The following is a 21,166-nucleotide window of genomic DNA, read 5'->3' on the forward strand; positions in this document are numbered from 1 at the left end:
AGTTTCGCGCATCATCGCGGGTGGGCGCGGGGCGTCAAGGGTGCTTGCGCGCGCGCGCGTGTCGTGGGATGGCAAGGCCGCTGACAGGAGGGCAGGACATGATCCCCAGGCTGGACGCCGCCAAGATCGAGGCACGTGACCCCGACACGCTCGCCGCTTTGCGCGAAGGAGCCGAGGGGGTGGGCTTTCTCACCGTTCACAACACCGGTCTCAGCCCGGCGCGGATGCGCTTCGTGCTGGCCGCCTACCGCGCGTTCTTCGACCGGCCCGAGGCGGAAAAGGCGCAGGTCGACATGGCGCGCACCGGGGCCAATCGCGGCTGGGGCGCGGGCGGGTCCGAACAGGTCGATCCCGAGGCGAACCCCGATTACAAGCAGGTCTTCGACTGCGGCTATGAATGGCCCGAGGGCGACCAGTCGGTCTATGCGCCCAACCTCTGGCCCGCGCGCCCCGCGGGCTTTCGCGAGGTGGTCGAGGCCTATTACGCCGACGCGATGGAGGTGTCGCGGCTGATCCTGCGCGGCATCGCCGAGGCGATCGGCCAGGACCGCGCCTATTTCGACGACAAATTCGACCGGCCCATGGCGCTCTTGCGCGGCAATTACTATCCGGCGCGCCCCGACTGGGCGGGGGCAAGGGATTTTGGCATCGCCACCCATACGGATTACGGCTGCCTGACGCTGCTGGCCAGCGACGGCGTGCCGGGGCTGGAGGTGCGCAGGCGCGGCGGCGGCTGGATCCCGGTCACGGCGGGGCCCGGCGATTTCGTGATCAATTTCGGCGAGATGCTCGAGATGTGGACGGCGGGCCGCGTGCGGGCCACGCCGCACCGGGTGAAGGGCACGGCCGAGGAACGCATCTCGATCCCGCTGTTCTTCAACCCGCGTTACGACACCAATGTCGCGCCGTTGGGGTCGGGCGAGGTGATCCTCGCGGGCGAACATCTGTCAAAGCGCTATGCCGAGACCTACGTGCACCTGCAAAACGGCTGATGGCGTCAGCCCTCGGCCGCGCGCTCTGCCTCAAGCTCGGAGACATCCTTGAACTTGATCGATTCGCCGCAGCCGCAGGCGTCGGCGACGTTGGGATTGTTGAACCGGAAGCCCGCTTCCAGCAGCGACACCTCATAGTCGATCTCGGTGCCGAAGAGGAACATCTGTGCCATGGGCGCGATCATCACCCGCGCGCCGTCCTGTTCCACGACCTCGTCGTTGGGGTCGGGCGTATCGACATATTCCATGGTGTATTCCATGCCCGCGCAGCCGCCTTTCTTGACGCCGATGCGCAGGCCGTGACGGCCGTCACGGTCCATCAGCCTGGTGATCTGTGCGATAGCGGCGGGGGTCAGCGTGACCGCCTGTTTGCCGGGAATGCCGAACATCGTGGTCTCCTTTGACGTCAATCTAGGGCTTTGCGCCCTGTCCTACAAGCGGTCGCGCGGGATTGCCTGCCACGGTCACGCCCGGCGCCACGTCGCGCGTCACCACCGCGCCTGCGCCGATCACCGCGTCGTCGCCGACGGTGACGCCCGGCAGGATCAGCGCGCCGCCGCCGATCCAGACGTTGCGGCCGATGGTGATCGGCCGCCCGAATTCCAGCCCTGCGTCCCGGGTCGCGCCGTCGCGTGGGTGGTCGGCGGTCAGGATCTGCGCGTAGGGGCCGATTTGGGTCATGTCGCCGACGCGAATCTCGCAGACATCCAGCAGCACGCAGCCGTAATTCAGGAACACGTCGCGCCCCAGATGGATGTTATAACCGTAGTCCACGTAGACCGGCGCGCGCAGCGCGCAGCTCTCGCCACGGCTGCCCAGCAGCGCATCCAGCAGGCCCGCGCGGGCCTCGTCGCCAAAGACGGTCGCGTTGTAGTCGCGCATCAGCGCCTGCGCGCGCTTGCGGTCGGCCACCAGCTCGGGATCGCCGGCGCGATAAAGCTCGCCCGCGATCATCTTGTGCTTTTCGCTGGCCATGACGGCTTACATGAACCCCAGTTCCAGCCGCGCCTCGTCGGACATCATGTCCATGCCCCAGGGCGGCTCGAAGACCATTTCGACGTCGACCTGCTTGACGCCCGGCAGTGGCTCGATCGCCTCAGCCACCCAGCCGGGCATCTCGCCGGCCACGGGGCAGCCCGGCGCGGTCAGCGTCATGATCACGTGCACGGCGTTTTCGCCGTCGATCTCGATCGTGTAGATCAACCCGAGATCGTAGATATTGACCGGTATTTCAGGGTCATAGACGCTGCGGCACGCCTCGACCACCTGATCGTAGAGCGGGTGATCGGTGCTGGAGGGCGCAATCAGCGGCGCACCTTCGAGCGGAGGGCTGGCATCGTTCATGGAAGCGTCCTTCGGTTCATTCCTGACCAAACATATAGGAAATAGAGGCGGGGGCGTAAAGGGCGCTGGACGCCGCGTCGCCCCGACATATCTGCGATGGCATGACAAACGGCAAAGAGAGGACGGAAGGGCATCTTGCGCGCCTTTGGGCGCTGGTGCAGGGCGCGCTGCGGCCGCCTTCGGGCGGGCGGCGGATCGCGCTTGCGCTGGCGGCTGGGGCGCTGTGCCACGCGGTCTTTGCGCTGGCGGTGATCGCGATGATCTGGGCGATGTTTCATGGCATGTCGCGCAGCCTGGGCGCGCTGTCCTGGCCCTGGGCTGTCCTGGGCAACGCGGCCTTGCTGGTGCAGTTTCCTTTGCTGCATTCGGTGCTGCTGAACGGGCGGGGCGCGCGGATCGTGGCGGGGCTGGTGCCGGGGCCCTATGGCGGCGTGCTGGCGACGACGAGCTTTGCGACGCTGGCCTCTGTGCAGCTGGCGGCGCTGTTTCTGCTGTGGACGCCGTCCGGGATCGTGTGGTGGCGCGCGGAAGGCGGGCTTTTCTTTTTGATCTCAACGGTCTACGCGGCGTCCTGGATGTTGCTGATCAAGGCCAGCTGGGATGCGGGGGCCGAGGTGCAATCGGGCGCGCTTGGCTGGATGTCGCTGATGGCGGACCGCCGCCCGCGCTTTCCGGACATGCCCGAGACGGGGCTTTTCCGGGTGATCCGGCAGCCGATCTACCTGGCCTTCGCGCTGACGCTCTGGACCGTGCCGGTCTGGACGCCGGACCAGCTGGCGCTGGCTTTGGTGCTGACGGGATATTGCCTGGCCGCGCCGGTGCTGAAAGAGCGCAGGTTTGTGCGACGCTACGGGACGAGGTTTGAAACTTACAGAAAAACAGTGCCTTACATGGTGCCGTTCAGGGGGAAAGATGGCTGAGGTCAGACGCAACAATCTGGAGATTTACGACGATGTGGCGGCCGATTGGTGGTCGGACCGCATCCGCTGGGTGCGCACACTGAAAAATCTGGTGCCGGGGCGGTTGCGGTGGATGGACCGGCGCATCGACTGGGCGGGAAAGCGGGTGCTGGACCTGGGCTGCGCGGGCGGCTTCATGGCCGAGGCTTTGGCCGCGCGCGGGGCGCAGGTGACGGGCATCGACCCGGCGGCGGACGCCATCGCCGCCGCCCGTGCCCATGCCGCGCAGGGCGGGCTGAAGATTGCCTACGACGTCGGGGTCGGGGAGGAATTGCCATACGATAACAGCAGCTTCGACGCCGTTGTTTGCGTGGATGTGCTGGAACATGTGCGCGATCTGGATCAGGTGATGGCCGAGGTCGCGCGGGTTCTGAAACCCGGCGGCCAGTTCCTTTTCGACACGATCAACCGCAATCCGCTGGCGCGTTTGGCGACGATCACCGTGGCCGAGGATATTCTGCGGCTCTTGCCCCGGGGCACGCACGATCCGGCAATGTTCATCAAACCCGCCGAGCTGCGCGCGGCGATGGAGGGGGCCGGCCTGGCGCCGGGGCGGTTCACCGGGCTGGGGCCGCGGGGGGTGAACCGGCGGCTCGATCTGACCTTCGGCCCGCTGCCGCTGACGGCGGTGCTTTACATGGGCGAGGCGGTAAAGCCGGCGTGACGGCAGGTCCCGGGTCAGGCCCGGGACCGGGTCACGCCCCGGTTCTGCGTTTGCGCACAGGGGCCGGGCGCACCTTGGCCTCGACATGGTCGTACAGCAGGCCTGCGATGTTCTTTTTCGTCGCGGTTTCAATGCCTTCCAGACCGGGGCTCGAGTTCACCTCGAGCACCTTGGGCCCTGCGTCAGAACGCAGCAGATCGACGCCCGCGAGATCGAGCTTGAAGGCCTTGGCGGCCTTGGCGGCGGTTTCGCGTTCCTCTTTCGAGATGCGCACGACCTTGGCCGATCCGCCGCGGTGCAGGTTCGAGCGGAAATCGCCCTCGGCCCCGGTGCGTTTCATCGCCGCCACGACCTTGCCGCCGACGACGAGGCAGCGGATGTCCTCGCCCGCGGCCTCCTTGACGAAATCCTGCACCAGGAAATTGGCCTTGAGCCCGCGGAAGGCGTCGATGACCGAACTTGCGGCCTTTTTCGTCTCGGCCAGCACGACGCCCTTGCCTTGGGTCGATTCCAGCAGTTTCACGATCAGCGGCGCGGTGCCCACCAGCCGCATCAGGCTGTCGGTGTCCTTGGGCGAGGCGGCGAAAGCGGTGTTGGGCATGCCGATCTTTGCCCGCGCCATGATTTGATGCGCCATGAGCTTGTCGCGGCTGGCGCTGATCCCGTCGCTGCCGTTGACGCAGAAGGTGCCGATGGTTTCGAACTGCCTGATCACGGCGGTTCCGTAGGAGGTGACCGACGCGCCGATGCGCGGGATCACCGCATCGTAGCGGGGCAGGCGCTTGCCGTCGTAATGCACCTCGGGGGCCATGTGGTTGATCGCCATATAGCAGCGCGTGGTGTCGATCACCTCGACCGCGTGACCGCGCTTTTCGCCCTCTTCGACCAGGCGGCGGGTGGAATAATTGTCCTCGCGGCTGAGCACGGCGATGCGCAGGGCGCGGTTGGGCGCGTCGCGCCGCACGCGGGCGCTGGAATAGGCGTCATAGCTTAGTTCCGGCTGGCAGAAGCGGTCGGTGGCGACGATGGTGATGTGGTCCTTGAGCGCCTCGCGCCCCAGCAGCATCCGGCTGGCCATGGTCGCGCGGTTGGTCAGCGTCAGCTCGATCCGCCAGCTTTCCTCGCCCACCCGCAGGGTCGAGGCGATCACGTAACGGGTTTCGGATTCGCCGTTCGACGAGGTGACCGTGCGGCGGTCGACGATGCGCGCCGAGCAGGCGATCGCCAGATCGTCGCGGCCGGGCACCGGGTGCACCATGAACCGCACCTTTGGTGCCGAGGCGGGGCCGAAGGTTTCGATGTCGCTGGCGTGCAGCGCCGAGGTGCGCGCGCCGGTGTCCACCTTGGCGCGCAGCGCGGGCAGGCCGAGATCGGGCAGGGCGACCCATTCCTCCCATCCGAAACGCAAAAGGTCCGGGGTCGGGTCGATGGGATCGGTCATGTCGTCTCCTCGCGTTGTGTGCGCCTGTTAAGCACATATCCGCGCGCGAGGTGCAACCGGATCGGGTCAGCCGTCGTTGATGTCGCGGTCGAAGAGCTTGCGCGCGCCGCGGCCGCCGCGCAGCGTCAGGCGGAGGATCACCCAGGCGGCCAGCGACAGCCCGGCAAAGAGCGCCACCAGCGCCGAGGCGCCGATCTGCAGGGGCAGCACCAGCAGCAAGAGGCCCACGCAGGCCGCGCCGATGGCGAAGCCGAGGAAAAGGAAGACCGGCACCATCAGCTCGATCACGCCAAAGACCAGCGCGGCGGCCAGCCAGACCCACCAGACCGACAGCCAGGCCATCAGCCGCGCCCCTTGAGCATCTTGAACGCGTCGCCGAAGGCCTCGAGCGCGTTGGCGGGCACCAGGATCGTCTGGCTGCCGTTGCTGGCGCCAAGGGTGTTCAGCGTCTCGACCTGCTTCAGGGCGATGTTGTACTGCACCGCCTCGACCCCGTTTTCGGCGATGGCCACGGCGACGACGCGGGTGGCGTAGGCCTCGGCGTCGGCGGTGACGCGGCGGGCCTTGGCGGCCTGTTCGGCGGCGTAAAGGTCGGCATCCGCGGCCAGCTCGACCGAGCGTTTGCGCCCCTCGGCCTCGGTCACCGTGGCGCGGCGGGCGCGTTCTGCGTTGAGCTGCTGAAGCATCGCCGCGCGCGTGGCCTGATCGAGGTTGACGTCCAGCAGTTCTGCCCGGGTGACCTCGATCCCCCAGTCGTCGACCACTGCAAAGACGCTTTGCTTGATCGTCTCGGTCAGCGAGGCGCGGTTGGACTGAACCTGATCCAGCTCCATCTTGCCGATCTCGGAGCGCACGATCCCCGCCACGGTGGTCGAGATCGCGGCGTCCACGTCGCGGATGCGGTAGACGGTCTTTTCTGGCTCGATAATACGGTAAAAGACCGAGGTCTCGACCTGCACCAGCACGTTGTCGAGCGTGATGGCGTCCTGCCCCAGCGTCGGCAATTGCCGTTCCAGGATCGAGATGCGATGCGCCAGCCGGTCGAGGAACGGCACGATCAGGTTGATGCCGGGCCCCAACACCGAATGCAGCCGACCGAAGCGTTCGATCACGAATTTCTCGGATTGCGGCACGATCCGCACCGCCTTGAAGGCGGTGACGATCAGCAGGATGGCAAGCAGCAGATACAGCAGGTTCTGGGCCAGGAAATCCTGGTTTTGGATCAGAAAGTCTTCCACGCGGGGACACTCCGGAACTGGGATACAAGGACGGTCTAGTTTGTAGGCAATGGCGCGGCGATTGCAACGCGCCATTGCCGCGCGTATGAGCGGGCGCGGGCAGAGAGGCGGCTGATATGGCACAGACAGGATTTCGCAGACTGGCGCAGGATGGCGCGGCGCGCACGGGGGTGATCGACACGCCGCGCGGGCAGATCCGCACGCCTGCCTTCATGCCTGTGGGCACCGCCGCGACCGTCAAGGCGATGCTGCCCGAAAGCGTGGCCGCCACGGGCGCGGACATCCTGCTGGGCAACACCTACCACCTGATGCTGCGCCCCACGGCGGAACGCATCGACCGGCTGGGCGGGCTGCACAGGTTCATGAACTGGGACAAGCCGATCCTGACGGATTCCGGCGGATTTCAGGTCATGAGCCTGTCGGGCCTGCGCAAGCTGACCGAAAAGGGCGTGACCTTCAAATCCCATATCGACGGGTCCAAGCACGAATTGACGCCCGAACGCTCGATGGAGATCCAGCGCCTCTTGGGCAGCGACATCGTGATGTGTTTCGACGAATGCCCGGCGTTGCCTGCCGACCGCAAGCGCCTGACCGAGAGCATGCGCCTGTCGATGCGGTGGGCGGAGCGGTCGCGCGAGGCGTTCGGCGACCGGCCCGGGCATATGCTCTTTGGCATCCAGCAGGGCGGGCTCGAGGAAGACCTGCGCGCCGAAAGTGCCGAGGCGCTGACGCGCATCGGGTTCGACGGCTACGCGGTCGGCGGGCTCGCGGTGGGCGAGGGGCAGGAGGCGATGTTCGGCTGTCTCGATTTCGCGCCCGCGCAGCTGCCCGAGGACAAGCCGCGTTACCTCATGGGTGTGGGCAAGCCCGACGACATCGTCGGCGCGGTCAAGCGCGGCATCGACATGATGGATTGCGTACTGCCCTCGCGGTCGGGCCGCACCGGGCAGGCCTGGACGCGGCGCGGGCAGGTCAACCTCAAGAACGCCCGCCATGCGGACGATCCGCGCCCGCTGGACGAAAACTGCACCTGTCCGGCCTGCCGTAGCTACAGCCGGGCCTATCTGCACCACGTCTACCGCGCGCAAGAGATGATCTCGGGGATGCTGCTGACCTGGCACAACCTGCATTACTATCAGCAGATCATGCAGGAGATGCGCGCGGCCATCGCCGAGGGCCGTTTCGCCGCATGGGAGGCCGCGTTCCACGCGCAGCGCGCCGAGGGGGATATCGAGCCTTTGTGACCGCGCCTTAGGCGGGTTCCAACGCGGCCGGCGCGGGGCGCGGCAGCGCCTGCAAGAGCGCGCCGAGATGGGCGCGCGCCGCCGCACCCTGCCAGCCGTCGGGGAAGGCCGCGTCGGGCAAGAGCGGCAGTTTCAGCGCGATCCGTCGCCAGCCGTGCACCATCAGCACCCGTAGAACCGCCTGTTGCGCGGGGTCGGTGATCTTTGGCAGCTCTGTGCGCAGACGTTCCAGCGCGGCGGTCAGCCGTGCGGCCTCGGCCACCAGCGCGGGATCGGCGACGCGGGCGCGCATCCAGCCGGGCAGCGCCTCGGGCGCGACCTGCTGCACCATGCTGCCCGGGGGCCCGTCAATGGCGGTGGAGAGCGCCAGGTTGGGCGCGATGGCGACCACATCGGCGCGCGGTTCTGCTGCGGTTTCGGTCACCCACAGATAGAGCGGCCCGGCCGGGGCGGGGCCGTAGATGCGCGGGCTGGCGGCGCGGGCCTGCGCACGGCCCCAGTCGGTCAGGCCGTAATGGCTCTGCCGGCCGTCGCGGCGGCTTTCGATCCAGCCTTCCTTGCGCAGCCGGTGCAGCGCCACGCGCTGCGCCTCGTCGCGCAGCCCCATCGGTGCGCAGAGCCGCGCCAAGGCGCGGCCCGACAGCGTCTGCCCCGGGGCCTGCGCCAGATCGCCGAAGATCGTCACGATCACGGACCAGACCCGCAAGGTCTGGCCTTCGGTCAGCGCAGAGACGCTGCGCTCGAAGGCGGTGGCGGTCATGCGCCGGTCGCGTTCATGGTCAACAGCTCGTATTCCGCCACGATGTCGCCGTCCTGGTTGAAGAGCGTCACATGCCAGCGCACCTCGCCATACTCGGCATTGCGCGGGGTCTTTTGCTTGACGGTCAGCCGGACGTGGATCGCGTCGCCCGCCTGCACCGGTTTCATGAAGCGCAGATTGTCGAGCCCGGTGTTGGCCAGGACCGGCCCTTCGTCCGGGTCCACAAAGAGCCCGGCGGCAAAGCTGAGCAGCAGATAGCCATGCGCCACCCGGCCCGGAAAGAACGGGTTCCGCCGGGCGGCGTCGTCGTCCATATGGGCATAGAAGGTGTCGCCGGTGAAGCGGGCGAAATGCTCGATATCCTCGAGCGTTACGGTGCGCGGCGGGGTGACCAGCGTCTCGCCGATCTGCAACGCGCCGAAGGTGCGGCGGAAAGGATGCGCGTCTTGGCTGACCTCAGCCGCGCCGGGCAGCCATTGGCCGGTGATCCGGGCGATCATGTCGGGGCTGCCCTGCACGGCGGTGCGCTGCATGTAATGCAGCACGCCGCGCACGCCGCCCAGTTCCTCGCCGCCGCCAGCGCGGCCCGGGCCGCCGTGGACCATATGGGGCAGGGGCGAGCCGTGCCCGGTGCTGGCGGCCATGCTGTGGCGGTCGTTAATGTAGATCCGCCCGTGATGGGCTGCGGCGCCCAGGGTAACGTCGCGGGCCACCTCGGGATCATGGGTGATCAGCGAGGCCACCAGACTGCCGCCGCCGCGCGCGGCCAAGGCGATGGCGTGGTCGGTGTCGCGGTAGCCCATGATGGTCGAGACCGGGCCGAAGGCCTCGGTCCGGTGCGGGTGATCGGCGCGGTCGGGATCGGCGCAATGATAAAGCATCGGCGGCAGGAAAGCGCCCTGCTGTGCGCGCGCGCCGGTTATGGCGAAGGCCTCGGGGTTGCCGAAGACGCGCGTGGCTTCCTGCCCGATGAGGCTCGCCTTTTCCAGCACGTCGGCGCGCTGCGCGCGCGACACCAGCGCGCCCATGCGCACCGAAGGGTCGCGGGGGTCGCCGACGGTGATTTCTTGCAGCCGCGACGACAGCCCTGCGATCACCGCGTCGACCTGGGCGTCCGGCACGAGGATGCGGCGGATTGCGGTGCATTTCTGCCCCGCCTTGGCGGTCATCTCGCGGCGGACTTCCTTTAGGAAAAGGTCGAATTCCGGCGTGCCGGGCGCGGCGTCGGGCCCGAGGATCGAGGCGTTGAGGCTGTCCTGTTCGGCGACGAAGCGCGTGGCGTTGTCCGCCAGCGCAGGCGTGGCGCGCAGCATCCGCGCGGTGGCGGCGGAGCCGGTGAAGCTGACCACGTCCTGCCCGCCCACGCGATCCAGCAGATCGCCCAGCCCGCCGCTGATCAGCTGCAGCGCACCCTCGGGCAAGAACCCGCTTTGCAGCATCAGCCGCACGGCGGCCTCGGTCACGTAACAGGTGGCGGTGGCCGGTTTGACGATGCAGGGCATCCCCGCCAGCAGCGCGGGGGCGAGTTTCTCGAGCATCCCCCAGACGGGGAAGTTGAAGGCGTTGATATGCACCGCCACGCCTTGCAGCGGCGTGCAGATGTGCCGGCCCACGAAGCTGCCGTCGCGCGAAAGCTGCTCGAGCCCGCCGTCGAGGTAGACCGTGCTGTCGGGCATCTCGCGCCGGCCCTTCGAGGCGATCACCAGCATGGTGCCGATGCCGCCGTCGATGTCGATCTTGTGGTCGGCCAGCGTCGCCCCGGTGGCGTAGCTCAAATCGTAGAGCGCGTTCTTGTGTTCGGACAGGTGCAGCGCGAGCGCCTTGAGCATCCGGGCGCGCTCGTGAAACGTCATGGCGCGCAGGGCGGCGCCGCCCCGGGTGCGGGCATGCTCCAGCATCCCGGCGGTGTCGAGCGTTGACTGTCCCGCGCGCGCCATCACCGCGCCGGTGACCGCGTCCTCGATGGGCCGGGCGCTGTCGTCGGGCGCGATCCACTGCCCGCAGACAAAGCTTTGCACGTCCAGCAGGCTCATTGGTCGTAATCCACCACGATGCGGTCGGTCAGCGGGAAGGACTGGCAGGACAAAGCGTAGCCGCTGGCGACCTCGTCATCCTCGAGCGCGTGGTTGGCGGCCATCTCGACCCGGCCTTCGATCACCTTGCAGCGGCAGGTCGAACAGACCCCGGCGCGGCACGAATGAGGCACGTCGATATCCTGCGCCAGAGCGGCCTCGAGCACGGTCTGGTCGCGCCGCATGGCAAAGCTGCGCGCGGTGCCGTCGAGGATGACCCGCGCCCGGGTTTCGGCCTGCTCTTCGGCGGCGCTCAGGGTCTTTTGCGGCAGCCGCCCGGGCTGCGCGGATTTGAAGAGCTCGTATTTGATCCGGTCGTCGCTCAGCCCGTGGGCGCGCAGGGCCTCGGCGATGGCCAGCATCATCGGTTCGGGCCCGCAGATGAAGGCGGTGTCGATGGCGTCGATGTCGATCCAGTGCCGGAAGAGGGCCGCGCATTTCTCGGCGTCAATGCGGCCGGTGAAAAGGTCGATCTCCTGCGTGTCGGTCTCGAGGATGTGCAGGACGCTCAGCCGGTCCATGTAGCGGTTTTTCAGATCCTCCAGCTCGTCGCGAAACATGATCGTGTTCACGGCGCGGTTGGCGTAGACCAGCGTGAAGCGGCTGGCGGGTTCGCGCGCCAGCGTGCTCTTGATCAGCGACAGCACCGGGGTGATCCCTGAGCCGCCCGCGAAGGCCAGGTAATGGCGATGCGCCGAGGGGTCGAGCGGGGTGTGAAATCGTCCGGCGGGCTCCATCGCGTCGATGGTCAGACCCGGCTTGAGATTGTCGTTGGCCCAGTTGGAAAACGCGCCCCCCGCGACCCGCTTTATGCCCACCTGCAGCACCCCGTCGTCGAGCCCCGCGCAGATCGAGTACGACCGGCGCAGCTCGACCCCGTCGATTGTCGTGCGCAGGGTCAGGTACTGGCCGGGGATGAAGCTGAAATCGCCGCTCGCCTCGGGTTTCAGCGTGACCACCACCGCGTCGCGGATGGTGGGGCGGACCTCGGTCACGGTGAGGGGGTGAAAGCCGGTCATGCGGGGCCTCAGATGCATTTGAAATAGTCGAAGGGTTCCAGGCAGTCCTTGCAGCGCCATTGCGCCTTGCAGGGGGTCGAGCCGAACTGGCTGATCCGTTCCACATGGGCGCTGCCGCAGAGCGGGCAGGCGTCGGGGCCGCCGGCGGCGCGCGGCGGTGCGATGCCATAGCGGCGCAGCTTGTCGCGCGCGGCGTCGGTCAGCCAGTCGGTGGTCCAGGGCGGCGAGAGCCGGGTGGTGATCCGGACCCGGGTCAGCCCGCGGTCGCGCAGGGCGGTCTCGATGTCCATTGCGATGACCGAAGTGGCGGGGCAGCCGGAATAGGTCGGGGTGACGGCGATGTCGAGCGTGTCACCCTGCCATGTCACCTCGCGCACAATGCCCAGATCGGTGACCGAGATCACGGGGATCTCCGGGTCCGGCACCTCGGCCAGCCAGCGCCAGATGGTGCCGGTGTCGGGCCTGGGCGCGGCACTGTCCGGGGCTTGCCCCGGGACTGCCGAGGCGCGGGTCACCACGTCGCCCACGGATAGGCCCGCTGGAGCCATTGCATCTGCGTCAACAGGTGGCCCAGATGTTCGGAATGGCGCCGGCCCGTGCGACCGCCAGCCTGAGCGTAGCGGCTTTCGGGACGGGTGAGCGTCGCCTCGGCCAAGAGCGCGCCCAGCCGCGCGTCGTACCCCGCCTGCAGCGACGACGGCAGGGGGGCGACGCCCTCGGCGGCCAGGGCGCGGTCGGTGTCGTCGTCCTGGAACATCTCGCCGGTGTTGGGCATCAGCCGGTCCAGCGCGGCCTGCATCCGCGCGCGGCTTTCTTCGGTGCCGTCGCCCAGCCGGATCACCAGGTCGGCCGAGCGTTCGGCGTGATAGGTCACCTCCTTGACCGCCTTGGCGGCGATCTCGGCGATGCGGGGGTTGGTGGATGCGGTCAGCGCCGTCAGCATGTCCTTGTGCCACAGATCGAAGAGGCACTGGCGCAGGATCGTCTGGCCGAAATCGCCGTTGGGCTGTTCGACCAGCAGCAGGTTGCGAAAGTCCCAGACGTCGCGCAGCATCGCCAGATCGTCGGCGCTGCGGCCCTTGGCTTCGACCTCGCCCGCCAGACCCAGCCACATCTGGGTCTGCCCGATCATATCAAGCGCGGTGTTGGCCAGCGCGATGTCTTCCTCCAGCACCGGCGCATGGCCGCACCATTCGCTGACCCGGTGGCCCAGCACCAGCGTGTTGTCGCCCATCCGGCAGAGAAACTCGAAGAGCGGGTCCATCACATCGCGCCCACGTCGTCGGGAATGTCGAAGAAAGTGGGGTGGCGGTAGACCTTCGATTCCGAGGGCTCGTAGAGCGGCCCCTTGTCAGAGGGAGACGACGCGGTGATGTGGCGGCTTTCCACCGCCCAGATGCTGACGCCCTCGTTGCGGCGGGTGTAGACGTCGCGGGCGTTCTTGATCGCCATCTCGGCATCGGGGGCATGCAGGCTGCCCACGTGACGGTGGCTCATGCCGTGCTGGCCGCGGATGAAGATTTCCCACAGGGGCCATTCCTTGGACATTTCCGTGTTCCTTTTCCGATGCGCTCCTCGGTCCCTTGCGGGTCCTCCTCGCGAGGACGCCCGCAAGGGCGGATCGAGCTACTCCGCCGCGACCGGGGCGGATTTCTTTTCCGCATGGGCCGAAAGCGCCTCGCGGACCCAGGCGCCGTCGTCCCAGGCCTTGTTGCGCGCCTCCATGCGTTCGGTGTTGCAGGGGCCGTTGCCCTGGATCACCTCGAAAAACTCCGACCAGTCGGGTTCGGTGAAATCGTAATGCCCCCGCTCTTCGTTCCATTTGAGATCGGGGTCGGGTACGGTCAGCCCGAGGTATTCCGCCTGCGGCACGGTCTGGTCGACGAATTTCTGCCGCAGCTCGTCGTTGGTGTTCATCTTGATGCGCCATTTCATCGACTGCGCCGAATGCACGCTGTCGCGGTCCGACGGGCCGAACATCATCAGCGAGGGATACCAGAACCGGTCGAGCGCATCCTGCGCCATGCGGCGCTGCGCCGGCGTGCCGTTCGCCATCTTCATCATGATGTCGTAGCCCTGGCGCTGGTGAAAGCTTTCTTCCTTGCAGATGCGGATCATCGCGCGGGAATAGGGTCCATACGAGGTGCGCTGCAGCGGCACCTGGTTCATGATCGCCGCGCCGTCCACCAGCCAGCCCACCGCGCCCATATCGGCCCAGCTCAGCGTCGGGTAGTTGAAGATTGAGCTGTATTTCATCTTGCCAGACAACAGATCGCGGGTCAGCGCGTCGCGGCTCACCCCCAGCGTCTCGGCGGCGCAATAGAGATAGAGCCCATGTCCCGCCTCGTCCTGCACCTTAGCCAGCAGGATCGCCTTGCGTTCCAGCGTGGGCGCGCGGGTGATCCAGTTGCCCTCGGGCAGCTGGCCGACAATTTCGGAATGGGCGTGCTGGCCGATCTGGCGGATCAGCGTCTTGCGGTAGCCTTCGGGCATCCAATCCTTGGGCTCGATCTTTTCGCCCGCGTCGATCCGGGCCTGAAAGGCCTGATCCGCGGGCGTCTCGGGCCCCGAGGGGCCGTCGGATTTCACCATCTGAGCATACATGCGCGCCTCCGTCTGCTGGCGCGAAAATACGCTTTGGCGCGGGGTTGGGCAAGAAATAAGTTACGAAATCTGCGAGATCATAAATTTTCGTAACGTTTCGAGGCGCCCGACCGGGGATCGGGCCGGCGCGGACGCCGCGCGCAGTCTCAGCGCAGGCGCTTATCCGTACTGGCGTCGAAGAGATAGGCGTGTTCGGGCGCGTCCAGCGACACCCCGACCGCATCGCCCTGGCGCGAGCGGTGGTCGCCGCGTTCCTCGACGATGATCCGCTCGCCGGTCCGGGCCACCAGATAGGCGTAGCTGACGCCGCCCAGGCTTTCGGTCAGGTCGACGTCCAGCACGTCGCCCGCGCCGATTTGCAGATGTTCCGGGCGCAGGCCCACGGTGACCTGCTGGCCTTCGCTGCAAGACCCCGTCGCCGGGACCGAGAGGCCCAGGGCGGGCACCTGCACCGCGCCGTCCTCGACCGTGCCCGACAGGAAATTCATCGACGGCGAGCCGATGAAGCCCGCGACAAATCGGTTGTCGGGGTCGCGGTAGAGTTCCATCGGCGCGCCGACCTGTTCGATGTTTCCGCCGCGCAGCACCACGATCTTGTCGGCCAGCGTCATCGCCTCGACCTGGTCGTGGGTGACGTAGATCATCGTCGCGCCGATCTCCTTGTGCAGGCGCGCGATCTCGACCCGCATCTCGACGCGCAGCTCGGCGTCGAGGTTCGACAGGGGTTCATCAAAAAGGAACACCTCGGGCCCGCGCACGATGGCGCGGCCGATCGAGACGCGCTGGCGCTGGCCGCCAGAAAGGGCCGCCGGCTTGCGCTTGAGGTATTCGTCGAGCTTGAGGATCCGGCTCGCCTCGGCCACCTTGGCGGCGATCTCGGTCTTGGGATGGCCGTTCATCTTGAGCCCGAAGCCCATGTTCTCTTCGACCGTCATATGCGGATAAAGCGCATAGGTCTGAAACACCATGGCCACGCCGCGCAACGACGGGTCCAGGCGGGTCACATCGCGCGCGCCGATGGTGATCTGGCCCTCGGTGGTTTCTTCCAGCCCCGCGACCATGCGCAAAAGCGTGGACTTGCCGCAGCCCGAGGGGCCGACGAAGACGCAGAATTCGCCGTCCTCGATTGTCAGGTCGATCCCGTGGATGACCTGCACTTCGCCGTAGCGTTTGATGGCATTGTTGAGCGTGACGCCGGACATGGATCAGCGGCCTCCTTGGTTGAGCGTTGCGGGTTGCGGAAAGGCCCAGTCCTCGGCCTCGGAGGCGATGGCGCGGGCGGTTTGGGTCAGGTGCGGGGCGAGCGTTTCAAGCTGCGCCAGCGTGGTGCGGCTGGTCGAACTGGTGACGGAAAGCGCGCCCAGCACCCGTTCGGACGCGCCCAGTACAGGCACGGCGATGCAGATGATGCCGGGCTCGTGTTCCTCGTCGTCGAAGGCGTAACCGCGGCCGCGGATCGCGTCGAGATCGCGGATCAGCGCGGCGGGGGTGGTGCGGGTCTTGTTTGTGAAACGGTGCCAGCTTTGCTGCGCCAGCGCGCGGTCGCGCTCGGGGTCGGGCAGAAAGGCCAGCATCGCCTTGCCGACGCCGGTGCAATAGGCCGGGCCGACCTTGCCGGCCTGCGAATACATGTCGATGGGCAAACGCGCGTTGCGCTTGTCCACGTAAAGCACCTGGCCGTGGTCGAGTTGCGCCAGATGCACGGTCTCGCCGATCATCCCCGACAGCCGGTCCACATGCGGACGCGCGATGGGTGCGAGCGAGCTTTGCGCCCAGGCGGTATGCGCCAGCCGCACCAGCCGCATTCCGGGCGCATAGGTCTGACGTTCGGGATCGTAGGCCAGCATGCGCTGATTGGTCAGCGTCTGCAGCAGCCGGTAGAGCGTGGCCTTGGGGAAGGGCGAGCCTTCGAGCAGCTCGGCAAAGCGCACGGGCCGGCCGAAGCCCGCGACCCTGTCGAGCACCCCAAGCGCCTTGCCCACCGTTCCGTCGCCCGGTTCGGCCATGCCTGTTCATCCTCCCTGCGGCCCGGCGCCTCCTCTGGCCAAGCCTGTTGACAAGCATAGGCGAGTCGGAGTTATGATTTCAATATACAAAACGAAGTTCCATTAATTGGAACCATCTGGATGCAGATAGGGAGGAAACCATGCAATCCATCATGAAGGCGTCCGTCGCGGCGCTGGCTTTGGCCGTGGCGGCCCCGGCGTTCGCCGCCAGCCATTCGGAGAAGCTTTCGGGCGATCTCGTGATCTTTTCCGACATGTCGAACCCCGCGCCGCGCGCGGTCATGGAGGGCATGGTGGAGCGCTTTGGCGCGATGCATCCCGATCTCAACATCGAGCTGACGGTGATCGACCGCGAGGCCTACAAGACCCAGATCCGCAACTTTCTGTCGGCCAACCCGCCGGATGTGGCCAACTGGTATGCGGCCAACCGGATGCGGCCCTATGTGTCGGCGGGGCTTTTCGAGGATATCTCGGATCTCTGGGCCGAGCCCGAAATCGCCGACAACCTGGCCTCGACCAAGGGCGCGATGACGCTCGACGGCAAGCAGTGGGGCGTGCCCTATACCTACTATCAGTGGGGCGTTTATTACCGCGAGGATCTCTATGATCAGTACGGGCTGGAAGAGCCCGCCGACTGGGAGACGTTCAAGTCCAATTGCCAGACGCTGCTGGACAACGGGGTGAAGTGCTTCACCATCGGGACCAAGTTCCTGTGGACCGCCGGCGGCTGGTTCGACTACCTCAACATGCGCACCAACGGCTACGATTTCCACATGGCGCTGACCAATGGACAGGTGGCCTGGGACAGTGACGAGGTGCGGGCGACCTTCGCCAACTGGCGCGAGCTGATCGACATGGGCGCCTTCATCGACAACCACCAGTCCTACAGCTGGCAGGAGGCGCTGCCCTTCATGGTCAACGGCGATGCCGCGGCTTACCTCATGGGCAACTTCGCCGTGGCCCCGCTGCGCGAGGCGGGCCTCGCGGACGACCAGCTGGATTTCTACCAGTTCCCGGCGATCAACCCCGATGTCGAGCTGGCCGAGGACGCGCCCACGGACACGTTCCACATCCCCGCGGGCGCTCAGAACAAGGAGGCCGCGAAGGCCTTTTTGAGGTTCGTTGTGTCGGCGGATAACCAGAGCCTGATCAACGCGGGCGACGCGCTGGGGCAGCTGCCGGTGAACGCGTCTTCGTCGGTGGATGACGACGAGATGCTGAACCAGGGCTTCGAGATGCTGTCCTCGAACAGCCCTGGCGGCGTGGCGCAGTTCTTCGACCGCGACGCGCCCGCCGAGATGGCGGCGATCGCGATGGAGGGGTTCCAGGAATTCATGGTCTTCCCCGACAACCTCGACGACATCCTGGCCCGTCTCGAACAAGCCCGCGGCCGTATCTACAAGTAAGCGGTGCGCGAACCCGGCCCCCTTGCAGAAGGGGGCCGGAACCGCACACCCTACGCAGGCCCCCGGGGCATCCGGGGGCGGCGCATCGGCAAGGGCCGCGCCCTTTCCCATGCGCCTTTCACGCAGGGAGAGTGATCCGATGACCCATGCCGCCTTGCCCGAGACGCAGGATGCCGCCCGGCGCGGCTGGTACCGGCGCAACGAGATCGCGATCACGCCCTGGCTGTTCCTAGCGCCGGGGGTGCTGTTCTTTGTCTTCTACGTGATCGCGCCGATCTTTCAGAGCTTCCAGATCTCGTTCTTCGCCTGGGACGGGCTGGGCGCGCCGCAATATGTCGGGCTGGAAAATTACCGCGAACTGGCGACCGACCGTGCCTTCGAGGTGTCTCTCTGGAACAACCTCAAATGGCTGGTTCTTTACCTGCTGGCCATCCCCGCGGGGCTTTTCATCGCGCTTTTCCTGAACCAGACGGTGGCGGGCATCCGGCTTTACAAGTCGCTCTTCTTCTTTCCCTTCGTGATCAGCCAGGTCGTGGTCGGGCTGGTCTTTACCTGGTTCTACGATCCGACCTTCGGGCTTTTGAATACCATGCTGGGCTGGATCGGGCTGGGGCCGGTGAACGTGCTGGGCGATCCGACGCTGGCGACCTACGGGATCATCGGCGCGGGCCTCTGGCCGCAGATCGCCTATTGCATGATCCTCTACCTGACCGGGCTCAACGCGGTCGATCCCGAACAGGTGGAGGCCGCGCGGCTCGACGGGGCCAAGGGCTGGAAGATGCTGTGGTACGTCATCATCCCGCAGCTGCGCCCGGCCACCTTCATCGCCTTCGTGGTTACCATCATCGGCGCGCTACGCAGCTTCGACCTCATCTCGATCATGACCAACGGCGGGCCCTTTGGCTCGACCCGGGTGCTGTCGTTCTACATGTTCGAAAAGGCGCTGAGCGAATACGGCTTCCGCATGGGCTATGGCGCGGCCATCGCGGTGGTGCTCTTCCTCATCATGCTGGTCTTCATCGCCTATTTCCTCTGGTCGATGTGGCGCGAGGAAAAAGGAGCGCGGTCATGATCCCCTCCGCCGGACCCTCCGGGGGGAGTATTTGGACCAAGAAGAAGAACAGGTGCAATCAGGTGCCGCGCCCCCTGCTTCTTCTTGGCAAAAATACTCAAAAATCAAAATCCGCCCGCAAGAGCGAGGTCTGAGACATGTTCCCGACACCCATCGAAAAGCGCGGCCCCGCCGCCAAGGCGACCTACCAGGCCTTTTTGCCGGTGGCGCTTTTGCTCTGGCTGGCGCCGCTGGTGGCGGTGGCGATCTTTTCGGTCAAGCCGGATGTTGATTTCACCACAGGCAATTACTGGGGCCTGCCAAGCGCCTTTGCCGGAGCTGACAATTACGGGCGGGTTTTCTTCGACAGCGACATGCCGCGCTATCTGCTCAATTCGGTGCTGATCACCGTGCCGACCGTGGTGGGCGTGGTGATCCTGTCGTCGATGACGGGCTTTGCTCTGGGGATCTACAAGTTCCGCTCGAACCTGTGGATTTTCTTCATGTTCGTGGCGGGCAATTTCGTGCCGTTCCAGATCCTGATGGTGCCGGTGCGGGATCTGACGCTCGACATGGGGCTTTACAACACCAAGACCGGGCTGGTGCTTTTTCATATCGCCTTCCAGACCGGGTTCGCCACGCTTTTCATGCGCAACTTCATCCGGGCGCTGCCTTTCCCGCTGATCGAGGCGGCGCGGGTCGAGGGCGTGGCGGAATGGCGGATCTACTGGTTCGTGGTGCTGCCTTTGCTCAAGCCCGCACTGGCGGCGATGGCGGTGCTGATCTTCACCTTCATCTGGAACGACTATTTCTGGGCGGTGGTGCTGACGCAGGGAGCCGAGAGCCAGCCGGTCACCGCCGGCATCACCAGCTTCAACGCGCAATACCGCGCCGCCTATCATCTGATGAGCGCTGGCAGCATCGTCGCGGCGCTGCCGCCGGTGGCGATGTTCTTTCTGATGCAGAAACACTTCATCGCGGGCCTGACGCTGGGCGCGGTGAAATAAGGAAATGACCGAATGACCCGCATCGCCTTTATCGGCGCCGGTTCCACGATCTTCATGAAGAACATCGTGGGCGACGTGCTGCATTTCGACGCGCTGGACGGGGCGACCTTCGCCCTGATGGATATCGACGAGACCCGGCTGGAGGACAGCGCGCTGGTGGCGCGCAAGCTGATCGCCGCCTCGGGGCGCAGCGCCCGGGTCGAGGCCACGACCGACCGGCGCCGGGCGCTGGCGGGGGCGGATTTCGTCGTGACCGCCTTTCAGATCGGCGGCTACCGGCCCTCGACCGTGATCGACTTCGAGATCCCCAAGGCCTACGGTCTGCGCCAGACCATCGCCGACACGCTGGGTGTGGGCGGGATCATGCGCGGCCTGCGCACGGTGCCGCATCTCTGGGCCGTGGCCGCCGACATGGCCGAGCTTTGCCCCGACGCCATGCTGCTGCAATACGTCAACCCGATGGCGATCAACACCTGGGCGCTGGCGGAACGCTTCCCGCGGCTGCGGCAGGTGGGGCTGTGCCATTCGGTGCAGAACACGGTTCAAGAGCTGGCCCATGATCTGGACCTGCCCAGGGACGAGATCCGCTACCGCGTGGCGGGCGTGAACCATGTGGCGTTTTTCCTCGACCTTACCCACGAGGGCCGGTCGCTGTATCCGGCGCTGCGCGAGGGGTATCGTTCCGGGCGTCTGCCCAAACCGCCGCTTCTGATGCCGCGCTGCGCCAACAAGGTGCGTTACGAGGTGATGGAGCAGCTGGGCTATTTTTGCACCGAAAGCTCCGAACATCTGGCGGAATACGTGCCATGGTTCATCAAGGACGGCCGCGAGGACCTGATAGCGGAGTTCAACATTCCGCTCGACGAATACCCCCAGCGCTGCGTCGAGCAGATGGCGGATTGGGCCGCGCAGGCCGAGGCCTATCGCAGCGCCAAGACCATCGAGCTGGCCAAGAGCCACGAATTCGCCGCCGAGATCATGAACGCTGTGGTCACCGACCGGCCCTTCACGATCTATGGCAACCTGCCCAACCGCGGACAGGCCCCGCAGCTGCCCGCAGGCGCGGCGGTGGAAACCCTGTGTCTGGTGGATCACAACGGCGTCCAGCCCAGCGTCGTCGACGACATCCCGCCGCAGCTGGTGGCGCTGATGCGCAGCCAGATCAACGTGCAAGAGCTGGTGGTGCGGGCGCTGCTGGACGAAAACGTCGAGCATATCCATCACGCCGCGATGATGGATCCGCACACCGCAGCCGAGCTGGACCTGCGCCAGATCCGCAGCCTGGTGACCGATCTGCTGGCCGCGCATGGCGACATACTGCCCGCCTGGGCCCGTACCCGCAAAGCCGCCTGAGGACAA

General features: G+C 66.4%; 24 protein-coding genes. 9 read left to right on the forward strand and 15 right to left on the reverse strand.

What is annotated here, in order from left to right:
* The first annotated feature begins 98 nt into the window (after nucleotides 1-98).
* Nucleotides 99-992, forward strand: a complete 894-nt coding sequence (locus RXV88_RS04920; protein WP_316290990.1) for an isopenicillin N synthase family dioxygenase — start codon at nucleotides 99-101, stop codon at nucleotides 990-992.
* Between the two features lie 5 nt (nucleotides 993-997).
* Here RXV88_RS04920 and RXV88_RS04925 read toward each other — a convergent pair whose 3' ends face one another.
* The 3 genes from RXV88_RS04925 to RXV88_RS04935 are packed head-to-tail and all read right to left on the reverse strand — an operon-like array spanning nucleotide 998 to nucleotide 2,336.
* Nucleotides 998-1,381 carry an iron-sulfur cluster assembly accessory protein gene (locus RXV88_RS04925; protein WP_316290991.1) on the reverse strand — a complete coding sequence of 128 codons (384 nt, stop codon included), beginning with the start codon at nucleotides 1,379-1,381 and terminating at the stop codon, nucleotides 998-1,000.
* A gap of 22 nt (nucleotides 1,382-1,403) precedes the next feature.
* Nucleotides 1,404-1,967: a sugar O-acetyltransferase gene (locus RXV88_RS04930; RefSeq protein WP_316290992.1), complete on the reverse strand. Its 564-nt coding sequence runs from the start codon at nucleotides 1,965-1,967 to the stop codon at nucleotides 1,404-1,406.
* 6 nt (nucleotides 1,968-1,973) lie between these two features.
* Nucleotides 1,974-2,336, reverse strand: coding sequence for an SUF system Fe-S cluster assembly protein (locus tag RXV88_RS04935; RefSeq protein WP_316290993.1), 363 nt, complete (start codon nucleotides 2,334-2,336; stop codon nucleotides 1,974-1,976).
* A gap of 101 nt (nucleotides 2,337-2,437) precedes the next feature.
* On the opposite strand from RXV88_RS04935, the gene RXV88_RS04940 reads away from it, so the two are divergent.
* Together RXV88_RS04940 and ubiG are read left to right on the forward strand one after the other, a co-directional pair.
* Nucleotides 2,438-3,256 carry an isoprenylcysteine carboxylmethyltransferase family protein gene (locus tag RXV88_RS04940; RefSeq protein WP_316290994.1) on the forward strand — a complete coding sequence of 273 codons (819 nt, stop codon included), beginning with the start codon at nucleotides 2,438-2,440 and terminating at the stop codon, nucleotides 3,254-3,256.
* The gene (gene ubiG, locus RXV88_RS04945) at nucleotides 3,249-3,959 is read left to right on the forward strand and encodes a bifunctional 2-polyprenyl-6-hydroxyphenol methylase/3-demethylubiquinol 3-O-methyltransferase UbiG (protein ID WP_316290995.1); all 711 of its coding nucleotides are present in this window, start codon (nucleotides 3,249-3,251) and stop codon (nucleotides 3,957-3,959) included. The genes RXV88_RS04940 and ubiG overlap by 8 nt, the downstream gene beginning before the upstream one ends.
* A gap of 31 nt (nucleotides 3,960-3,990) precedes the next feature.
* Here the strand turns inward: ubiG and rimK are convergent, their stop codons facing one another.
* From rimK to RXV88_RS04960, 3 genes are all read right to left on the reverse strand, one after another.
* Nucleotides 3,991-5,400 carry a 30S ribosomal protein S6--L-glutamate ligase gene (gene rimK / locus RXV88_RS04950; protein ID WP_316290996.1) on the reverse strand — a complete coding sequence of 470 codons (1,410 nt, stop codon included), beginning with the start codon at nucleotides 5,398-5,400 and terminating at the stop codon, nucleotides 3,991-3,993.
* Between the two features lie 66 nt (nucleotides 5,401-5,466).
* Nucleotides 5,467-5,742, reverse strand: coding sequence for a hypothetical protein (locus RXV88_RS04955; protein WP_316290997.1), 276 nt, complete (start codon nucleotides 5,740-5,742; stop codon nucleotides 5,467-5,469).
* Nucleotides 5,742-6,638: an SPFH domain-containing protein gene (locus RXV88_RS04960; protein ID WP_316290998.1), complete on the reverse strand. Its 897-nt coding sequence runs from the start codon at nucleotides 6,636-6,638 to the stop codon at nucleotides 5,742-5,744. Before RXV88_RS04960 ends, RXV88_RS04955 begins: the two co-directional genes overlap by 1 nt.
* A gap of 116 nt (nucleotides 6,639-6,754) precedes the next feature.
* Between RXV88_RS04960 and tgt the strand changes: the two genes are divergently transcribed.
* Complete coding sequence (tgt, locus tag RXV88_RS04965; protein ID WP_316290999.1) at nucleotides 6,755-7,882, forward strand: tRNA guanosine(34) transglycosylase Tgt; 1,128 nt, start codon at nucleotides 6,755-6,757, stop codon at nucleotides 7,880-7,882.
* A 7-nt stretch (nucleotides 7,883-7,889) separates the two neighbouring features.
* On the opposite strand, the gene RXV88_RS04970 is transcribed toward tgt, so the two are convergent.
* The 9 genes from RXV88_RS04970 to RXV88_RS05010 form a co-directional block, all read right to left on the reverse strand.
* Nucleotides 7,890-8,642, reverse strand: coding sequence for a PaaX family transcriptional regulator C-terminal domain-containing protein (locus RXV88_RS04970; RefSeq protein ID WP_316291000.1), 753 nt, complete (start codon nucleotides 8,640-8,642; stop codon nucleotides 7,890-7,892).
* Nucleotides 8,639-10,675 (reverse strand): phenylacetic acid degradation bifunctional protein PaaZ, encoded by a 2,037-nt coding sequence (gene paaZ, locus RXV88_RS04975; RefSeq protein WP_316291001.1) that lies wholly within the window; start codon nucleotides 10,673-10,675, stop codon nucleotides 8,639-8,641. Before paaZ ends, RXV88_RS04970 begins: the two co-directional genes overlap by 4 nt.
* Nucleotides 10,672-11,733 (reverse strand): 1,2-phenylacetyl-CoA epoxidase subunit PaaE, encoded by a 1,062-nt coding sequence (paaE, locus tag RXV88_RS04980; RefSeq protein WP_316291002.1) that lies wholly within the window; start codon nucleotides 11,731-11,733, stop codon nucleotides 10,672-10,674. The genes paaZ and paaE overlap by 4 nt, the downstream gene beginning before the upstream one ends.
* A gap of 8 nt (nucleotides 11,734-11,741) precedes the next feature.
* Nucleotides 11,742-12,260 (reverse strand): 1,2-phenylacetyl-CoA epoxidase subunit PaaD, encoded by a 519-nt coding sequence (gene paaD / locus RXV88_RS04985; RefSeq protein WP_410468798.1) that lies wholly within the window; start codon nucleotides 12,258-12,260, stop codon nucleotides 11,742-11,744.
* Nucleotides 12,245-12,997, reverse strand: a complete 753-nt coding sequence (gene paaC, locus RXV88_RS04990) for a 1,2-phenylacetyl-CoA epoxidase subunit PaaC (protein WP_316291003.1) — start codon at nucleotides 12,995-12,997, stop codon at nucleotides 12,245-12,247. The genes paaD and paaC overlap by 16 nt, the downstream gene beginning before the upstream one ends.
* Nucleotides 12,997-13,281 carry a 1,2-phenylacetyl-CoA epoxidase subunit PaaB gene (gene paaB, locus RXV88_RS04995; RefSeq protein WP_316291004.1) on the reverse strand — a complete coding sequence of 95 codons (285 nt, stop codon included), beginning with the start codon at nucleotides 13,279-13,281 and terminating at the stop codon, nucleotides 12,997-12,999. The genes paaC and paaB overlap by 1 nt, the downstream gene beginning before the upstream one ends.
* A gap of 78 nt (nucleotides 13,282-13,359) precedes the next feature.
* Nucleotides 13,360-14,337: a 1,2-phenylacetyl-CoA epoxidase subunit PaaA gene (gene paaA, locus RXV88_RS05000; RefSeq protein WP_316291005.1), complete on the reverse strand. Its 978-nt coding sequence runs from the start codon at nucleotides 14,335-14,337 to the stop codon at nucleotides 13,360-13,362.
* Nucleotides 14,338-14,483: 146 nt separating this feature from the next.
* Entirely contained in the window at nucleotides 14,484-15,539 is a 1,056-nt protein-coding gene (locus RXV88_RS05005; protein WP_316291006.1) for a sn-glycerol-3-phosphate ABC transporter ATP-binding protein UgpC, read from the reverse strand.
* A 3-nt stretch (nucleotides 15,540-15,542) separates the two neighbouring features.
* A complete protein-coding gene (locus RXV88_RS05010; protein ID WP_316291007.1) occupies nucleotides 15,543-16,343 on the reverse strand; it encodes an IclR family transcriptional regulator in 801 nt (266 codons plus the stop codon).
* A 140-nt stretch (nucleotides 16,344-16,483) separates the two neighbouring features.
* Between RXV88_RS05010 and RXV88_RS05015 the strand changes: the two genes are divergently transcribed.
* The 5 genes from RXV88_RS05015 (at nucleotide 16,484) to RXV88_RS05035 (ending at nucleotide 21,160) form a co-directional block, all read left to right on the forward strand.
* On the forward strand, nucleotides 16,484-17,749 hold the full coding sequence (locus tag RXV88_RS05015) for an ABC transporter substrate-binding protein (RefSeq protein ID WP_316291008.1): 1,266 nt from the start codon (nucleotides 16,484-16,486) through the stop codon (nucleotides 17,747-17,749).
* Nucleotides 17,750-17,888: 139 nt separating this feature from the next.
* Nucleotides 17,889-18,821: a sugar ABC transporter permease gene (locus RXV88_RS05020; protein WP_316291009.1), complete on the forward strand. Its 933-nt coding sequence runs from the start codon at nucleotides 17,889-17,891 to the stop codon at nucleotides 18,819-18,821.
* Complete coding sequence (locus RXV88_RS05025; protein ID WP_316291010.1) at nucleotides 18,818-18,955, forward strand: hypothetical protein; 138 nt, start codon at nucleotides 18,818-18,820, stop codon at nucleotides 18,953-18,955. Before RXV88_RS05020 ends, RXV88_RS05025 begins: the two co-directional genes overlap by 4 nt.
* A gap of 3 nt (nucleotides 18,956-18,958) precedes the next feature.
* A complete protein-coding gene (locus RXV88_RS05030; RefSeq protein ID WP_316291011.1) occupies nucleotides 18,959-19,807 on the forward strand; it encodes a carbohydrate ABC transporter permease in 849 nt (282 codons plus the stop codon).
* Between the two features lie 12 nt (nucleotides 19,808-19,819).
* The gene (locus RXV88_RS05035) at nucleotides 19,820-21,160 is read left to right on the forward strand and encodes an alpha-glucosidase/alpha-galactosidase (RefSeq protein ID WP_316291012.1); all 1,341 of its coding nucleotides are present in this window, start codon (nucleotides 19,820-19,822) and stop codon (nucleotides 21,158-21,160) included.
* Nucleotides 21,161-21,166 lie beyond the last annotated feature (6 nt).

This window comes from Aestuariicoccus sp. MJ-SS9 (genome assembly GCF_032586235.1).
Taxonomy (GTDB): Bacteria; Pseudomonadota; Alphaproteobacteria; order Rhodobacterales; family Rhodobacteraceae; genus Aestuariicoccus.

Excerpts from the sequence above, each read along its gene's own strand:
- RXV88_RS05035 (WP_316291012.1), top strand. The coding sequence starts at position 19,820 with ATGACCCGCATCGCCTTTATCGGCGCCGGTTCCACGATCTTCATGAAG.
- RXV88_RS04940 (WP_316290994.1), top strand. The coding sequence starts at position 2,438 with ATGACAAACGGCAAAGAGAGGACGGAAGGGCATCTTGCGCGCCTTTGG.
- tgt (WP_316290999.1), top strand. The coding sequence starts at position 6,755 with ATGGCACAGACAGGATTTCGCAGACTGGCGCAGGATGGCGCGGCGCGC.
- RXV88_RS05005 (WP_316291006.1), bottom strand. The coding sequence starts at position 15,539 with ATGTCCGGCGTCACGCTCAACAATGCCATCAAACGCTACGGCGAAGTG.
- rimK (WP_316290996.1), bottom strand. The coding sequence starts at position 5,400 with ATGACCGATCCCATCGACCCGACCCCGGACCTTTTGCGTTTCGGATGG.
- RXV88_RS05010 (WP_316291007.1), bottom strand. The coding sequence starts at position 16,343 with ATGGCCGAACCGGGCGACGGAACGGTGGGCAAGGCGCTTGGGGTGCTC.
- RXV88_RS04925 (WP_316290991.1), bottom strand. The coding sequence starts at position 1,381 with ATGTTCGGCATTCCCGGCAAACAGGCGGTCACGCTGACCCCCGCCGCT.
- paaE (WP_316291002.1), bottom strand. The coding sequence starts at position 11,733 with ATGACCGGCTTTCACCCCCTCACCGTGACCGAGGTCCGCCCCACCATC.
- RXV88_RS05020 (WP_316291009.1), top strand. The coding sequence starts at position 17,889 with ATGACCCATGCCGCCTTGCCCGAGACGCAGGATGCCGCCCGGCGCGGC.
- RXV88_RS05030 (WP_316291011.1), top strand. The coding sequence starts at position 18,959 with ATGTTCCCGACACCCATCGAAAAGCGCGGCCCCGCCGCCAAGGCGACC.
- ubiG (WP_316290995.1), top strand. The coding sequence starts at position 3,249 with ATGGCTGAGGTCAGACGCAACAATCTGGAGATTTACGACGATGTGGCG.
- paaB (WP_316291004.1), bottom strand. The coding sequence starts at position 13,281 with ATGTCCAAGGAATGGCCCCTGTGGGAAATCTTCATCCGCGGCCAGCAC.
- paaA (WP_316291005.1), bottom strand. The coding sequence starts at position 14,337 with ATGTATGCTCAGATGGTGAAATCCGACGGCCCCTCGGGGCCCGAGACG.
- RXV88_RS04935 (WP_316290993.1), bottom strand. The coding sequence starts at position 2,336 with ATGAACGATGCCAGCCCTCCGCTCGAAGGTGCGCCGCTGATTGCGCCC.
- RXV88_RS04920 (WP_316290990.1), top strand. The coding sequence starts at position 99 with ATGATCCCCAGGCTGGACGCCGCCAAGATCGAGGCACGTGACCCCGAC.
- RXV88_RS04930 (WP_316290992.1), bottom strand. The coding sequence starts at position 1,967 with ATGGCCAGCGAAAAGCACAAGATGATCGCGGGCGAGCTTTATCGCGCC.
- RXV88_RS04955 (WP_316290997.1), bottom strand. The coding sequence starts at position 5,742 with ATGGCCTGGCTGTCGGTCTGGTGGGTCTGGCTGGCCGCCGCGCTGGTC.
- paaZ (WP_316291001.1), bottom strand. The coding sequence starts at position 10,675 with ATGAGCCTGCTGGACGTGCAAAGCTTTGTCTGCGGGCAGTGGATCGCG.
- RXV88_RS04970 (WP_316291000.1), bottom strand. The coding sequence starts at position 8,642 with ATGACCGCCACCGCCTTCGAGCGCAGCGTCTCTGCGCTGACCGAAGGC.
- RXV88_RS05025 (WP_316291010.1), top strand. The coding sequence starts at position 18,818 with ATGATCCCCTCCGCCGGACCCTCCGGGGGGAGTATTTGGACCAAGAAG.
- paaC (WP_316291003.1), bottom strand. The coding sequence starts at position 12,997 with ATGGACCCGCTCTTCGAGTTTCTCTGCCGGATGGGCGACAACACGCTG.
- RXV88_RS05015 (WP_316291008.1), top strand. The coding sequence starts at position 16,484 with ATGCAATCCATCATGAAGGCGTCCGTCGCGGCGCTGGCTTTGGCCGTG.